Here is a 13,458-nt window from a genome sequence, read left to right on the forward strand (position 1 = left end):
GAAACTGGACGCCGTACGCCTGATATCGTGGAAAATCAGGCGGCAGAATCAGGCAGCAGAAAAGGAAAAGGCCCTGCAAAAACAGGGCCTTTCAGGCTGGCGTAGCGCAGAGGCTTACTTCAGCTTGGTTTCCTTGTAGTCCACGTGCTTGCGAGCGACGGGATCGAACTTCTTGATCAGCATCTTCTCGGGCATGTTGCGCTTGTTTTTGCTGGTCGTGTAGAAGTGACCGGTGCCGGCAGTGGATTCCAGCTTGATCTTTTCGCGAATACCTTTGGCCATGGTGAGCTCCTAGTGAAATGCAGCTTGGCTGCTTAGGCGGCTTGGCCGCGGGCACGCATGTCGGCCAGAACGGCGTCGATACCGTGCTTGTCGATGGTACGCAGGGCGCTGGCGGAAACGCGCAGACGAACCCAGCGGTTCTCGCTTTCAACCCAGAACCGGCGCGATTGCAGGTTGGGCAGGAAACGGCGTTTGGTCTTGTTGTTCGCGTGCGAAACGTTGTTGCCCACCGCTGGGCCCTTGCCGGTCACTTGGCATACGCGTGCCATGGTTGCACCTCTAGTCAATAAATGTCGCTGCCAACCATGTTTCAGGCTGGTCGCCCCGCCATGGTGGCCAGGCTGCAGGCGTCTGTTGAATATAAAAACCCGTTGTGCGCTGTCATGGCGCGGTGATCGCGCTACAGCACCGCATTCGCGGGGGCGCCAGCAGGACCCATAAGGGTCAGGGATGAGGCGCCAGCTCAAAAATACGGCTCGGGACACAAATCGTGTCTCGTAAAGACGGCTATTCTACTACGGTGGGCTAGTGCTTGACAAGTTGTGTTGTTCTCGCCACGCATTGAAGCCTATGGTTCAAGCACGGCGCGGCTTACGGGGCGTTCAGGTGGGCGTGTCGATGTCGTCCCAAGGGGTGCCCGCATCATTCTGGAAGCCGGTCAGCCAGTTCAGGGCATGGTGGCGTTCCATCACGATGTCGCCATTGATGCCTGCCGGCGCAATATTCTGCTTTCCGGCCTGACGGACGATCCAGTGCTGGCGCCAGACGATGTCCAGCGCATCCAGAATTTCATCGGTAGGCCGCAGGCACGCGGCCTGGCGGAACGCGGCATCCTCGGCCAGGCGCAGCACGGTGTGCGACAAGGCCTGCGGTTGTGCTGCCGAAGTGGCCTCTGCCGGATCCATCTCGGCCAGTGAGAGCGCCCAGAGCAGGATCCGCAGCGCTTCGTAGCGCCACACCAGATTGTTGGCGGTTTCAGCCTGGGCCGAGGCGGTTTCCGGACTGTCCGGGGTCGCGTCCAGGAATTCGCTTTCCAGGGGGCTGAGGGCCGCGACGCCGTCGGGGTTGCGGGCGCGCATGATGGCTGCGAAGCCGAAGTCGCCATTGAGCATGGCCTCGGCGTGCGCCGCGACGCAGAACAAGGCCATGGCGCGCTGCACGACCTGCGCGGCGGCGGGCAGGGCGGCCTCGTCCACGCCCAACGAGGGCGGCATGCCGGCAGGCGGCGCGGGGCGCGCCTGTTCCAGCAGGGCGAGGGTGCGGGCGCGCCGCTGCAGGGCGTCAGGCGGATAGGGCAGCCGCGCTTCGTCGTCGGCTTCGCCATCGGCTGCCATCAGAATACGCAGGGCCGGGTCGCGCACCGAGCCATCGGGCAGGAACAGGATGGCATTGGCGCGGTAGGCCCATTCCTGCATGCCGGCCAGCGCATGGCTGTCGCTGCTGTCGATGGTGAAACTGGCCTGCTGGCCGACACGCTGGATATGGCGCCACAGATGGTAGCGCCGCGCGCTCATGTTGCCATCCCCCCGGTTCATGACATAGCCGACGAAGCCTTGCAGGTGCGGCGCCAGCTCCGGGTCGTCCAATCCACGGCAACCCAGCATCTCGTGGGGAAAATCCAGGGCAGGCAGGTTTTGTACGGTTGCGTAGGCGTTGATGGGCAGGCGTTCTGCCGGGGTGGCGCTCATATTTTTTTCCTTGCCCGGGCGACAGGCATGCAGTGATGGCCGGTCAAGGTGATCGCAGCCTGGAACGACCTGAATTGTGCCAGTCAGATGGGTCAGTCCGATGGCAGAGTCAGTCTTCTTTATGGTGAGGGAATGTGTCCTTTGTGCACCGGGGTCGCCATGGCGCCGCGGTTGACGGCGCAATCGGCGGATGCAGGATAAAATCAGCGATCATTCTGCCTGGCCACGCCGCTTGCGGCGCACAGGAGGGAAGGTACGGCCTTGGGGGTCGTCCGGATGGCCGGCAGTGTCGCACAAGCATCGAACCAAGCATACGAGCGCCTATGTCTTTCCAGCACATCAAGGTTCCAGAGCAGGGCCAGAAAATTACAGTCAATCGCGATGGCTCGCTGAATGTTCCCGATCAGGTCATCATTCCCTTCATCGAGGGCGATGGCGTGGGCGTGGATATTACCCCTGTCATGCAGTCGGTCGTGGCCGCTGCCGTCGAGAAAGCCTATGGCGGCAAGCGCGCCATACACTGGATGGAAGTGTATGCGGGGGCCAAGGCAACACGGGTCTATGGGCCGGACATGCTGTTGCCGGATGAAACCCTGGAGGCGTTGCGCGAGTATGTCGTGTCGATCAAGGGGCCGCTGGCGGCGCCTGTGGGTGGCGGTATCCGGTCGTTGAACGTGGCGATGCGCCAGCGGCTCGATCTCTACGTCTGCCTGCGTCCCGTGGCCTATTTCAAGGGCGTGCCGGCACCGGTGCGCGAGCCGGAAAAGACGGATGTGGTCATCTTCCGCGAGAATTCCGAGGACATTTATGCCGGGATTGAATTCCAGGCCGAGTCCGAGCAAGCCAAGGAACTGATCGAATTCCTGCGTAACCGTTTGGGCGCGGGCAGCAAGATCCGTTTCCCGGAGACGGCGTCGCTGGCGGTGAAGGTGGTCTCGCGCGAAGGCACCGAGCGCCTGGTACGCAAGGCGGCGCAATATGCCATAGACCACGATCGCAGCTCGATCACGCTGGTGCACAAAGGCAATATCATGAAGTTCACGGAGGGCAGTTTCCGTGATTGGGGCTATGAACTGTTGCGCCGCGAATTCGATGCCAAGCCTATTGATGGCGGGCCGTGGTGCAAGTTCCGCAATCCCAAGACGGGCCGCGAGATCATCGTCAAGGATGTGGTGGCGGATGCCTTCCTGCAGCGCAGCCTGCGCCGCCCGGCGGAATACGATGTCATCGCCACGCTAAACCTGAACGGCGACTACATTTCCGATGCGTTGACCGCACAGGTCGGCGCTGTCGGGATTGCTCCCAGCGCCAACCTGTCCGATACCACCGCCTTGTTCGAGGTCACGCACGGCACGGCGCCGCGCTACGCGGGCAAGGATTATGTGAATCCCGGTTCGGAAATCCTGGCGGCGGCGATGATGCTGCGCCACCTGGGCTGGGTGGAAGCTGCCGCGTTGATCGTCTCCAGCATGGAAAAGGCCATTCTTTCCAAGCATGTGACCTACGATTTCGCGCGTCAGCTCGAAGGGGCTGCCCAGGTATCGTGCTCGGGCTTCGGCAAGGTCATGATCGACAACATGTAAACAATGTGCGCAGGCGTCGGCCCGTCAGGGCATGGCGCTTGCTGGACTTCCGGGCATTCAGCCTGGGCGTAGAGCGGTCGTGCAGGAGAAATCCGGCGCGACCGTTTTTTTTTGAAGTCTGGAGCAAGGCCTGGGCCGAGGCTGGTGCCGTTGTCACTGCGTCAGCGGGTTGGCGCCCGGGATGGCGGGATTCAGGTTCCATCGCCGCTCGTGTCCGGTTCATCCAGGCAATATCCGTTCAGGCCGCCTGCGCGATGCGGGCATGCCGCGCAGGGAGCAGGCAGGGCGCTTGCTGTGCAACGGTTGCGGATTGGATGCCTGGGTTTGCCGCGGGGTAGTCACGCCGGTGTGACTTCTTGTCGGCGTCAGACAGTAAGGGTAGTATGCGTTTTATTGGTCTATTTTATAGACCATTGATGCTCGCCGAGAGGCGCAAGACAGACCGGCGGCGGGACGCCATGGGCGTGCCCCGATCCCAGCCAACCGATTGTGCCTAACTGTTTATGCCTATTGCGCAACCTTGCCCGCGCATTGATGCAACGGGCAGCGACAAGGACGATAAGGAGTTTCCATGTCCCTCAATTTCCGTCATGCCCTCCTGGGCGCTGTTCTGTTTTCCATGAGTGCACTGGCTGCTGCAACGCAATCGGCAGCAGCCAGCGCATCGGCCGCTCCGGCCTCTGCAAACAAACCGGTGGTGCAGCACACCGCTGCCCGGAATCTGGCCCAGGAGGACGCCAACCGCCGCCTGGTCGTCGATTTCTACGAACGTTTCTTCAACCAGCATGACACGGTCGCGGCGGCAGCCGTCGTGGCGGAAGACTATATTCAGCACAATCCGGCGGTGCCCGATGGCAAGGCGCCATTTGTGGGCTTTTTCACAGGCTATTTCCAGGAGAACCCGCAATCACAGGCGCGTATTGTCCGCAGCGCTGCCGATGGCGATCTGGTTTACCTGCATGTGCATTCGACCAATGGCGAACAGGATCGCGGACAGGCTGTCATTGACATCTTCCGGGTGCAGGATGGTCGCATTGTTGAACACTGGGATGTCATACAGGAAGTACCTGCCGACGCCGCCAACCGCAACACCATGTTCTGAACTTTGCTGGCCTGGGGGCAGCGCCCCCCGGCCTGGAGCATAAAAATGTCCGTCAAAGAAAAAACACTGCATTACCTGTTCGATCCGCTCTGCGGATGGTGTTATGGCGCGTCGGCCTTCATGGGCAAGGCGCAGTCGGAACCGGGCCTGACGCTGGCGTTATGGCCGACCGGTCTGTTTTCCGGGCCGGGCGCGCGCGTCATGGATACGGAGTTTGCCGCATATGCGTGGTCGAATGACCAGCGTATCGAACAGTTGACCGGGCAGCGCTTTACCGAGGCCTATCGTCGGCAGGTACTGGAAGCGGGCGGTATGTTCGACAGCGGCGCGGCGACGCTGGCCTTGCAGGCCGTCCACCAGCGCACACCCGAGCGCGAACTGGAAGCCCTCAAGGCGATCCAGCTGGCCCGTTATGTCGATGGGCGTGATATCACCCGCACCGACTCGCTGGTCAGCTTGCTGGGCGAGATGGGGCTGGAGCAGGCGGCCGCCGCGTTGGCGGAACCCGACCTGGCCTTGGTGCAAGCCTTGCAGGCGCGCACGCAGCATGCGCGCCGGTTGATGCAGGCGGCCCATGCGCGTGGGGTGCCGACGTTGCTGCTGGAGGTGGACGCAACCATGCAGTTGCTGCCGTCCACGGCTGTCTATGGCAGCCCGGACGAGCTGCTGGCGCAGATACGGACGCTTTGAACGGTGCGGCGTGAGGCCGTGGTTCAATAGATTTCCGGGACGTACATATCCTTGGGTACCGGGTGGCGGATGTAGTCGGGGTGATGGATGCGCGGGGGCAGCGCGATTTCTTCGTGCGGTACCGTCTGGTAGGGGATTTGCCCCAGCAGATGGTTGATGCAGTTGAGCCGCGCGCGTTTCTTGTCCACGCCTTCGACGATCCACCAGGGCGCTTCCGGAATGTGCGAGCGTTCCAGCATGGTCTCCTTGGCCTTGGTGTAGTCTTCCCAGCGGCGCCGGGATTCCAGGTCCATTGGCGACAGCTTCCACTGCTTGAGCGGATCGTGGATGCGCATCAGGAAGCGGCGGTGCTGTTCGTCGTCGGTAATCGAGAACCAGTATTTGATGAGGACGATGCCGGAGCGCACCAGCATCTTTTCGAACTCGCTGACGCTGTTGAAGAATTCCTCATATTCGTCGTCCGTGCAGAAGCCCATCACACGTTCGACGCCCGCCCGGTTGTACCAGCTGCGGTCGAACAGCACGATCTCGCCGCCGGCGGGCAGATGCTGCACATAGCGCTGGAAGTACCATTGTGAACGCTCCCGTTCGCTGGGGGCGGGCAGGGCGGCCACGCGACAGATACGCGGGTTGAGGCGCTGGGTGATGCGTTTGATGGTGCCGCCCTTGCCGGCAGCATCGCGTCCTTCGAAGAGCACGACAATCTTCAGCTTCTTGTGGACGACCCAGTCCTGCAGCTTGACCAGCTCACCTTGCAGGCGCAGCAGTTCGCGGAAATAAAGCCGGCGATCCATTTCATCTTCGTCGCCCTTGTCGGCGCCTGGCAGCAGGTCGGCAAAATGGGCCAGGCGCTCGTCGTCCAGCTCCATCTCCAGCTCTTCATCCAGGCTGTCGATGAAGTCGGCTCGCATGCGGCGGGCAGTATCGTCCAGGGACGGAGTGCGGGAAGAATCGTTCATGGGAAAAACCTCGGTCTGGAAAGTCCAATGAGAAAACAGCAGTTAGGCAGGGGCAAATGACGAGCAGCGCAGGGTGCGCCGCCCAGCATATTGAATTCATGTGGCAATGCCATGACATCATGGATGCACCATAATGGTGCTCAGGATCGGGCAGTGGGTCACCATGCAAGGGGATGAGCCGGGTTATGCGATCCATGCATGCTGCCGCTGAACCGCATGGCGCCTGGCTGAACCCCCTGCGGGAGAATGTCGGAAAAGTGTGTGCGCATGGCGATAGCCTCTATGAATTTCGCACCCTAGTAGTGACCCTATCTAGGGCATTCCCCTAGTGCATCCTGCACTGTCATCGTGCACAATTGCGTCCATGCAGGTGAGGAGACATGCCCTGCATGGGCAGCGAACCGGCGTGATCCGGTAAATATAAAAATCATAAAACCAGGCAGTACCCTATAAAAAGAAGAAAGCAAAAAGGCCAGCGCAAGCTGGCCTTTTTGCGTTTCCGCGCAGGCATGCCACTATTATATTAGTCTTAATTTATGTTTTGAACGCAGTACCTGTGCTGGCACCGCAGCGCCCTGGCGTTTCAGCCTGCCAAGGCCTGCTCGGAACCTGGAGGATGTTTGGCTGATACCAGGCTGGCGGCAGTTGCCTGCCTGAGTCGCAGGCAGGGCGTTGTTCGTGGCCTGCATCTTGCATGCGAGCCGGGCGGCAGGGCAGCACGCAAACCTGTGCGGATCAGGGGCTAGGGTTTTTTATGTGCGGTGTGGATCGGAAGATGCCGTGGGCGCGCAATAAATGTTCCAGAGTGTCTGCATAATGCTTACGACATCTTCGTTGGCCAGTCTGTAGAAAACATACTTGCCTTCCTTTTCCGTTTCCACCAGTCCCTCCTGCCGCAAGACGGCCAACTGCTGGGATAGCGTGGGTTGGCGGATGCCGGTTGCGCTTTCCAGTTCGCTGACATTGAGGCGCTGGCGAGACGCAATCTGGCACAGCAGCATGAGGCGGTCTTCATTGGCCAATGCTTTGAGCAGCGCGCATGCCTGTCCGGCGTGTCCGCGCAGCTGTTCAGGCGTCATGGCAAAAGCAGGGTCGGTTGAGTGCATAGTTAGCAGAAAACGATTTATTAAATAATATAATATGAATTAGTATATTGTTTTGAGCGCTTTCCGCGAAGCGAGTTCCCACCATTTGTGTAACGGGTTGCGGTGCGTGTGCCGGCCAGGTGTGATGGGCCGGGCGGCTGGCAGTCGCGGTATGGCCGGGTATCGGTCGCAAGTGGCAGGTGTGTGCAGATCTGAAATTTTGCCAGGAGTTTTTTATATGTCATTACCAGTGATTTCTCCGAATGACGCGCGTCGATTGATGGATCAGGGCGCGTTGCTGGTCGATATCCGTGGCGAGGGGGAATATGCGCGGGAGCATATCGGGGAGGCGCGCCATATCCCCATGGAGCAATTGTTGAGCGGCGCCGGGATAGAAGGTGCGCCTGCCGTCATTTTCCATTGTCGTTCCGGTAACCGGACACGGTTGAATGCAGGATCGCTGGCGGCTTGCACGGATTGTCAGGCATATGTTCTGGAAGGCGGCCTGAATGCATGGAAAAAAGCGGGTTTGCCCGTGATCGCCGATGCAAAGCAACCCCTGGAACTGCAGCGCCAGGTACAAATTGCGGCGGGTGCCATGATACTGCTGGGCACGCTTCTGGGGGCGGGCGTCGCGCCGGGTTTCTACATCATTCCTGGTTTTATCGGCTGCGGCCTGATTTTTGCCGGTATCTCGGGATTCTGCGGGCTGGCTCGCGTGCTCATGAAAATGCCGTGGAACCGACGGGCGATCAGGGCCTGACACGCGTAATCAACCAGTACGGCAACTGTGCATTCAAGAGAGACGGGAGCATGCATGAAAACCAACGTTGGCGGCCTGGACCGCATCCTGAGGGTCATTCTGGGCCTGGTACTAATCATCCTGGCGGCGTCCGGCGTCATCGGATGGTGGGGCTGGCTGGGTATCCTGCCCCTGCTGACGGGGCTGGTACGCTATTGCCCGCTCTATCCCTTGCTGGGTTTGAGCACCTGCCCGCTGCAAGCGCGTCAATCCGGACGCTAGAAAATACTGGCCAATTTTGCGGCGCGATGCGGAATTGCCATAGCGCCCCCTGCTCAGGGCAGGCGGGCGCTATGGAAGTTCGAAGCGCGGCTGCTGACCTGATTCGCTAGTCGTCGCTGCCATCCAGTCCTGCCAGCAGAACCAGCACCGCGCCAGCGCCGCCATCGGCCTCGCGCCCCTGGGCGAAGGCCTGGACGTCCGGATATTGCACCAGCCAGGTCTTTACCTTCTCGCGCAGGACCGGTTGCTGTTCCGGTGATCCCAAACCCTTGCCATGGATCACCCGTACGCCCCGGTGTCCCTGGGCACGGCTGGCTGCAAGAAAAGGCAGCAATGCCGCGCGGGCTGCATCGACCGTCATGCCATGCAGGTCAATCTCTGTGCGGAACGGCCATTTGCCGCGGCGCAGGCGCTTGATGGTGTCGGGCGCCATCCCGGCGCGCAAATAGGCTGTCCCGTTCTCGATCAGTCGCGCGGCAATATATTCGTCCGACACGGCGGGAGCAGGAATATGGGCTTCTTCCAGCGTTGCCACCCCGGCCGCAGCCTGGCGCTTGCGCAATTGCTCATCGCTGGGGGCGGAACGATAGACCTTGGTGTTGACGTCATGCCCCTGGCGGATGGGCATGACACCCGCCAGGCTGCGCAACAGCAGGGTGGCATCATCCTCGTTGCCAAGCGGACGGTAAAAGTCCGTGCCTGACTCCGGTTTTTCGCCCGCCAGGGCAGGGGTGGCCGCTGGCTTGGGCGCCAGCCTGGCCACCGCCTGGGCAGCTGCGGTGGCGCGGTCGGCAGCACGGCCGGCAGGCGCGGCAGCCGAAACTGCCGAAGCCGCTGCTTGGCGAGCGGCCAGCCGCTGGCGGGCCAATTGCTGCTCGTCGCGTTCGCGCGCCTGCTGGTGCAGGCGTTTCAGATCTTCCAGGCCGCCTTTGAGGGGCTTGTTGCGCGTGCTCATTTCTGGGCTTCGTGATCGTCCAGCCAGCGCTGGGCGTCCAGCGCAGCCATGCACCCGGTGCCCGCGCTGGTAATCGCCTGGCGGTACACATGATCCTGTACGTCGCCGGCTGCGAAAACGCCAGGCACCGATGTCATGGTGGCAAGTCCGCTCTGGCCGCTGCGGGTAATGATATAGCCATCCTGCATCTGCAATTGGCCGACGAACAGATCCGTGTTGGGATGGTGGCCGATGGCGATGAAAGCGCCGCTGACCTCCAGCTTGCTGAGCTGGCCCGTCTGGACATCACGTAGTTGCACGCCCGTTACACCGCTTTCATCGCCCAGCACTTCATCAAGCTCGTGGAACAGCTTGAGCGAAATATTGCCGGAACGAACCTTTTCCATCAGCTTATCCACCATGATGGGTTCGGCGCGGAAGGTGTCGCGGCGATGCACTACCGTGACATGGCGACAGATATTCGACAGGTACAGCGCTTCTTCGACAGCGGTATTGCCGCCGCCGACAACGATCACATCCTGATTTTTGTAAAAAAATCCGTCACATGTAGCACATCCCGATACCCCCCGGCCCATGAAGGCGGTTTCGGATGGCAGCCCCAGATACTTGGCGGAAGCGCCCGTAGCCAGGATGACGGAATCGGCGGTGTAGTCCGTGCCGCTATCGCCATGCAGGCGGAACGGCCGGGTGCTGAAATCGACCTTGTCGATATGGTCGAAAACGATTTCGGTATTGAAGCGTTCCGCATGCTTCTGGAACCGTTCCATCAACTCGGGGCCTTGCACGCCGAGCGGGTCGGCAGGCCAGTTATCGACTTCCGTCGTGGTCATCAGCTGGCCGCCTTGGGCCAGGCCCGTGACCAGCATAGGCTGCAGATTGGCACGGGCGGCATAGACAGCGGCGGTATAGCCGGCAGGGCCGGAACCCAGGATCAGGACTTTGGCGTGTTTGGTCGTGGACATGGCTGACAAGGTTTACATTCGTTGAACAGTGCAGCAATTATAATGACCCCATGCCTCGCGTACCTGTTTCAAAATCCCGCACACCGCGGGTAACACGTTCCCCTCGTTCTTCACGGAATACGCGCAACGGCCCTTCGCCGCTGCAAAGCCGTCTTTCATCGCTGTTTCGCGAAGCACGCTGGATTCTGTTTGCCTTCCTGGCCGTTTGGCTGGGTATCAGTCTGTACACCTGGAGCAGTCAGGATCCAGGCTGGATGCGTTCGTCCATGCCAGGTGCGGAAGTCACCAATATGGGGGGCGTAGCGGGCGCCCATGTGGCGGATGTGCTGCTGTTGATCTTCGGATTTTCCGCGTGGTGGTGGGTTGTTTTGCTGGCCCAGCGCGTCCGTGCCGGCTATCGTCGCCTGGCACGCATGTTCGGCCTGCAGGCCGAAGATGAGGCGAGCAATGATTTGCCGCGCGTGCGCTGGGAGCAAGGGCTGGGTTTCGGATTGATCCTGCTGGGTTCGGTCGGCCTGGAGGCGCTGCGCTTCTATTCCTGGGGAACCGAGCTGCCGGCGGCCAGCGCCAATGCCAGCGGCGCTGGCGGTGTGATCGGCCAGCTGCTCAAGGGCGTTTTGCAGAACACCATCGGCTTTACCGGCAGCACGCTGGCATTGCTGGTCATGATGGCAATCGGCCTGAGCCTGTTCTTCGGCTTTTCCTGGGTACGCCTGGCGGAACGCATTGGTTTCCTGATTGAAACGGTCGTATGCCGTATCCGTGACGCCTACGTGGCGCGCCAGGACAGGCGTGTGGGCGCGGTCGCGAAGGCGGAGCGCGAAGAGCAGGTGGTGGCCAAACAGGAAAAAATGGTGCACGAGCCTGTGCGCATCGAACCCGCCGTGCGCGAAGTGCAGAAATCGCCCCGTGTGGAAAAGGAAAAGCAGCAGACCTTGTTTGCCGAGGCGGTTCAAGGTGATCTGCCGGCGTTGGGCCTACTGGATCCGGCACCGGAGGCCCAGGAAACGGTCTCGCAGGAAACGATTGAATATACATCGCGCCTGATAGAGAAAAAGCTGGCTGATTTCGGGGTGCAGGTTACAGTCGTGGCCGCTCAGGCCGGCCCTGTCATCACCCGTTACGAAATTGAACCGGCGACGGGGGTGAAGGGTAGCCAGATCGTCAATCTGGCCAAGGATCTGGCCCGTGCGCTCAGCATGGTGAATATCCGTGTGGTGGAAACGATTCCGGGCAAGAACCTGATGGGGCTGGAGTTGCCCAATCCGCGCCGGCAAATGGTGAAGCTCTCGGAAATCCTGGGGTCGCGCACCTATCATGACAGTGCGTCGGCGCTGACCATGGCGCTGGGCAAGGATATTGCAGGCAATCCGGTCGTGGCCGATCTGGCCCGCATGCCGCACGTGCTGGTTGCGGGCACCACGGGTTCGGGGAAATCGGTCGGGATCAATGCCATGATCCTGTCGCTGCTGTACAAGGCTGATGCCAACCATACCCGCCTGATCCTGATCGACCCGAAGATGCTGGAAATGAGCGTCTATGAAGGCATTCCGCATCTGCTGGCGCCGGTCGTGACCGACATGCGCCAGGCCGCCAATGCGCTGAACTGGTGCGTCAATGAGATGGAAAAACGCTACCGGCTGATGAGCAAGCTGGGAGTGCGCAACCTGGCCGGTTACAACGCCAAGATACGCGAAGCAGAAAAGCGCGAGGAAAACATTCCCAACCCGTTCTCGCTCACGCCGGATGCGCCTGAACCCCTGGGCCATTTGCCGCATATCGTGGTTTTCATCGACGAATTGGCCGACCTCATGATGGTGGTCGGCAAGAAAATCGAAGAACTGATCGCCCGTTTGGCGCAGAAGGCGCGTGCAGCGGGCATCCACCTGGTACTGGCAACGCAGCGGCCCAGCGTGGATGTCATTACCGGCCTGATCAAGGCGAATATTCCGACCCGTATTGCGTTCCAGGTCTCGTCCAAAATCGACTCGCGCACCATTCTTGACCAGATGGGCGCGGAAACCCTGTTGGGCCAGGGCGATATGCTCTATATGCCGCCGGGGTCGGGGCTGCCAGAACGCGTGCACGGTGCTTTTGTTTCCGATGAGGAAGTGCATCGCGTCGTCGAGTCGCTGAAAGCGCAGGGCGAAGCCAATTATGTAGAAGGCCTGCTGGAAGGGGCGGTGGAAGGGGAAACCGGTGATGGCGTCAGTAGCGTCACGGGCTTTGCCGATGCGGAGTCCGACCCGCTGTACGATCAGGCTGTGGAGATCGTCCTGAAGAACAAGCGTGCTTCGATTTCCCTGGTGCAACGCCACCTGCGTATTGGATACAACCGCGCAGCGCGTTTGCTGGAACAAATGGAAGTGGCAGGGGTCGTATCGCCCATGCAGTCAAACGGCAACCGCGAGATTCTCGCGCCCAGGCGTGAAGAAGAATCGGATTGACCTGGGCATCGCGTCAGCCTGTTGTGGAATGAATGATGCAGCGTAGCGTTTTGGGCTGGGAGGCCGGTATGCGCAAGTGGATGTTGTTTGCAGTTCTGATGTGTTCCGCTTCGCTGGCGCGGGCGGATGCGCTGGCGCAGTTGCAGGCCTTCATTGGTGATGTGCAGGCAGCGCAGGGGCACTTCACCCAGGTGGTGCATGCGGAAGATGGCAGTCAGGCGGCGCCGCAAGAAGGCGATTTCGCCTTTCAGCGGCCGGGCCGATTCCGCTGGGAAGTCAAGCGTCCCTATGAGCAACTGGTCTTGTCCGATGGCGAAGTGCTGTTGCAATATGACCCGGATCTTGAACAGATGACGCGCCGCCGCGTGGATGAGGCCATCGGCGCTTCGCCTGCAGCCATTCTGTTTGGCTCGGGCAAGCTGGACGATAATTTCGTGCTGACGCCGCGCCCGGCGCGCGGAGGCCTGGAATGGTTGCGGGCGACGCCGCGCCAGACGGATGCCGGTTTTGAAAGCCTGGATATCGGTTTGCGCGACAACCTGCCCGTTGTACTGGAAGTGCGTGATGGCTTTGGCCAGATGACACGTATCGAACTGGAAGACCTGCGGACGGCCGGGCAGCTGGATGACAGCCTGTTTACCTTCGTGCCACCTGCCGGAACGGATGTGGTGGTCATGTAAT

14 protein-coding genes are annotated in these 13,458 nt (G+C 60.7%); 7 read left to right on the plus strand and 7 right to left on the minus strand.

Annotation, left to right across the window (positions count from 1 at the left end; translation table 11 throughout):
* Positions 1 to 114: 114 nt before the first annotated feature.
* The 3 genes from rpmG to ACNA1V_RS13600 form a co-directional block, all read right to left on the minus strand.
* Positions 115 to 282 (minus strand): 50S ribosomal protein L33, encoded by a 168-nt coding sequence (gene rpmG, locus ACNA1V_RS13590; protein WP_068366564.1) that lies wholly within the window; start codon positions 280 to 282, stop codon positions 115 to 117.
* Positions 283 to 314: 32 nt separating this feature from the next.
* Entirely contained in the window at positions 315 to 551 is a 237-nt protein-coding gene (gene rpmB / locus ACNA1V_RS13595; RefSeq protein ID WP_415834137.1) for a 50S ribosomal protein L28, read from the minus strand.
* Positions 552 to 884: 333 nt separating this feature from the next.
* Positions 885 to 1,970: a DUF4272 domain-containing protein gene (locus tag ACNA1V_RS13600; RefSeq protein WP_415834138.1), complete on the minus strand. Its 1,086-nt coding sequence runs from the start codon at positions 1,968 to 1,970 to the stop codon at positions 885 to 887.
* A gap of 323 nt (positions 1,971 to 2,293) precedes the next feature.
* Between ACNA1V_RS13600 and icd the strand changes: the two genes are divergently transcribed.
* The 3 genes from icd to ACNA1V_RS13615 all read left to right on the plus strand — a co-directional run bounded on the left by icd (position 2,294) and on the right by ACNA1V_RS13615 (position 5,345).
* Positions 2,294 to 3,553, plus strand: coding sequence for an NADP-dependent isocitrate dehydrogenase (gene icd, locus ACNA1V_RS13605; RefSeq protein ID WP_415834139.1), 1,260 nt, complete (start codon positions 2,294 to 2,296; stop codon positions 3,551 to 3,553).
* A gap of 571 nt (positions 3,554 to 4,124) precedes the next feature.
* Complete coding sequence (locus ACNA1V_RS13610) at positions 4,125 to 4,655, plus strand: nuclear transport factor 2 family protein (RefSeq protein WP_415834140.1); 531 nt, start codon at positions 4,125 to 4,127, stop codon at positions 4,653 to 4,655.
* Positions 4,656 to 4,700: 45 nt separating this feature from the next.
* Positions 4,701 to 5,345 (plus strand): DsbA family protein, encoded by a 645-nt coding sequence (locus tag ACNA1V_RS13615; protein ID WP_415834141.1) that lies wholly within the window; start codon positions 4,701 to 4,703, stop codon positions 5,343 to 5,345.
* 23 nt (positions 5,346 to 5,368) lie between these two features.
* Here the strand turns inward: ACNA1V_RS13615 and ppk2 are convergent, their stop codons facing one another.
* On the minus strand, positions 5,369 to 6,304 hold the full coding sequence (ppk2, locus tag ACNA1V_RS13620) for a polyphosphate kinase 2 (protein WP_415834142.1): 936 nt from the start codon (positions 6,302 to 6,304) through the stop codon (positions 5,369 to 5,371).
* Between the two features lie 752 nt (positions 6,305 to 7,056).
* Positions 7,057 to 7,383: a metalloregulator ArsR/SmtB family transcription factor gene (locus tag ACNA1V_RS13625; RefSeq protein WP_415834143.1), complete on the minus strand. Its 327-nt coding sequence runs from the start codon at positions 7,381 to 7,383 to the stop codon at positions 7,057 to 7,059.
* Between the two features lie 244 nt (positions 7,384 to 7,627).
* Here ACNA1V_RS13625 and ACNA1V_RS13630 point away from each other — a divergent pair, with 244 nt between their 5' ends.
* Positions 7,628 to 8,152: a rhodanese family protein gene (locus ACNA1V_RS13630; protein ID WP_415834144.1), complete on the plus strand. Its 525-nt coding sequence runs from the start codon at positions 7,628 to 7,630 to the stop codon at positions 8,150 to 8,152.
* A gap of 54 nt (positions 8,153 to 8,206) precedes the next feature.
* Positions 8,207 to 8,413 (plus strand): YgaP family membrane protein, encoded by a 207-nt coding sequence (locus ACNA1V_RS13635; RefSeq protein ID WP_415834145.1) that lies wholly within the window; start codon positions 8,207 to 8,209, stop codon positions 8,411 to 8,413.
* A gap of 106 nt (positions 8,414 to 8,519) precedes the next feature.
* Here ACNA1V_RS13635 and ACNA1V_RS13640 read toward each other — a convergent pair whose 3' ends face one another.
* Together ACNA1V_RS13640 and trxB are read right to left on the minus strand one after the other, a co-directional pair.
* Positions 8,520 to 9,368 carry a Smr/MutS family protein gene (locus tag ACNA1V_RS13640; RefSeq protein ID WP_415834146.1) on the minus strand — a complete coding sequence of 283 codons (849 nt, stop codon included), beginning with the start codon at positions 9,366 to 9,368 and terminating at the stop codon, positions 8,520 to 8,522.
* The gene (trxB, locus tag ACNA1V_RS13645; protein ID WP_415834147.1) at positions 9,365 to 10,330 is read right to left on the minus strand and encodes a thioredoxin-disulfide reductase; all 966 of its coding nucleotides are present in this window, start codon (positions 10,328 to 10,330) and stop codon (positions 9,365 to 9,367) included. Before trxB ends, ACNA1V_RS13640 begins: the two co-directional genes overlap by 4 nt.
* 50 nt (positions 10,331 to 10,380) lie before the next feature.
* Here trxB and ACNA1V_RS13650 point away from each other — a divergent pair, with 50 nt between their 5' ends.
* A complete protein-coding gene (locus tag ACNA1V_RS13650) occupies positions 10,381 to 12,777 on the plus strand; it encodes a DNA translocase FtsK (RefSeq protein WP_415834148.1) in 2,397 nt (798 codons plus the stop codon).
* 32 nt (positions 12,778 to 12,809) lie between these two features.
* Positions 12,810 to 13,457 (plus strand): outer membrane lipoprotein periplasmic chaperone LolA, encoded by a 648-nt coding sequence (lolA, locus tag ACNA1V_RS13655; RefSeq protein WP_415834149.1) that lies wholly within the window; start codon positions 12,810 to 12,812, stop codon positions 13,455 to 13,457.
* The last annotated feature ends 1 nt before the right edge of the window (position 13,458 follow it).

Origin of the sequence: Kerstersia similis (genome assembly GCF_965139615.1) — a bacterium.
GTDB lineage: Bacteria > Pseudomonadota > Gammaproteobacteria > Burkholderiales > Burkholderiaceae_B > Kerstersia > Kerstersia similis.

Excerpts from the sequence above, each read along its gene's own strand:
- rpmG (WP_068366564.1), bottom strand. The coding sequence starts at position 282 with ATGGCCAAAGGTATTCGCGAAAAGATCAAGCTGGAATCCACTGCCGGC.
- rpmB (WP_415834137.1), bottom strand. The coding sequence starts at position 551 with ATGGCACGCGTATGCCAAGTGACCGGCAAGGGCCCAGCGGTGGGCAAC.
- ACNA1V_RS13600 (WP_415834138.1), bottom strand. The coding sequence starts at position 1,970 with ATGAGCGCCACCCCGGCAGAACGCCTGCCCATCAACGCCTACGCAACC.
- icd (WP_415834139.1), top strand. The coding sequence starts at position 2,294 with ATGTCTTTCCAGCACATCAAGGTTCCAGAGCAGGGCCAGAAAATTACA.
- ACNA1V_RS13610 (WP_415834140.1), top strand. The coding sequence starts at position 4,125 with ATGTCCCTCAATTTCCGTCATGCCCTCCTGGGCGCTGTTCTGTTTTCC.
- ACNA1V_RS13615 (WP_415834141.1), top strand. The coding sequence starts at position 4,701 with ATGTCCGTCAAAGAAAAAACACTGCATTACCTGTTCGATCCGCTCTGC.
- ppk2 (WP_415834142.1), bottom strand. The coding sequence starts at position 6,304 with ATGAACGATTCTTCCCGCACTCCGTCCCTGGACGATACTGCCCGCCGC.
- ACNA1V_RS13625 (WP_415834143.1), bottom strand. The coding sequence starts at position 7,383 with ATGACGCCTGAACAGCTGCGCGGACACGCCGGACAGGCATGCGCGCTG.
- ACNA1V_RS13630 (WP_415834144.1), top strand. The coding sequence starts at position 7,628 with ATGTCATTACCAGTGATTTCTCCGAATGACGCGCGTCGATTGATGGAT.
- ACNA1V_RS13635 (WP_415834145.1), top strand. The coding sequence starts at position 8,207 with ATGAAAACCAACGTTGGCGGCCTGGACCGCATCCTGAGGGTCATTCTG.
- ACNA1V_RS13640 (WP_415834146.1), bottom strand. The coding sequence starts at position 9,368 with ATGAGCACGCGCAACAAGCCCCTCAAAGGCGGCCTGGAAGATCTGAAA.
- trxB (WP_415834147.1), bottom strand. The coding sequence starts at position 10,330 with ATGTCCACGACCAAACACGCCAAAGTCCTGATCCTGGGTTCCGGCCCT.
- ACNA1V_RS13650 (WP_415834148.1), top strand. The coding sequence starts at position 10,381 with ATGCCTCGCGTACCTGTTTCAAAATCCCGCACACCGCGGGTAACACGT.
- lolA (WP_415834149.1), top strand. The coding sequence starts at position 12,810 with ATGATGCAGCGTAGCGTTTTGGGCTGGGAGGCCGGTATGCGCAAGTGG.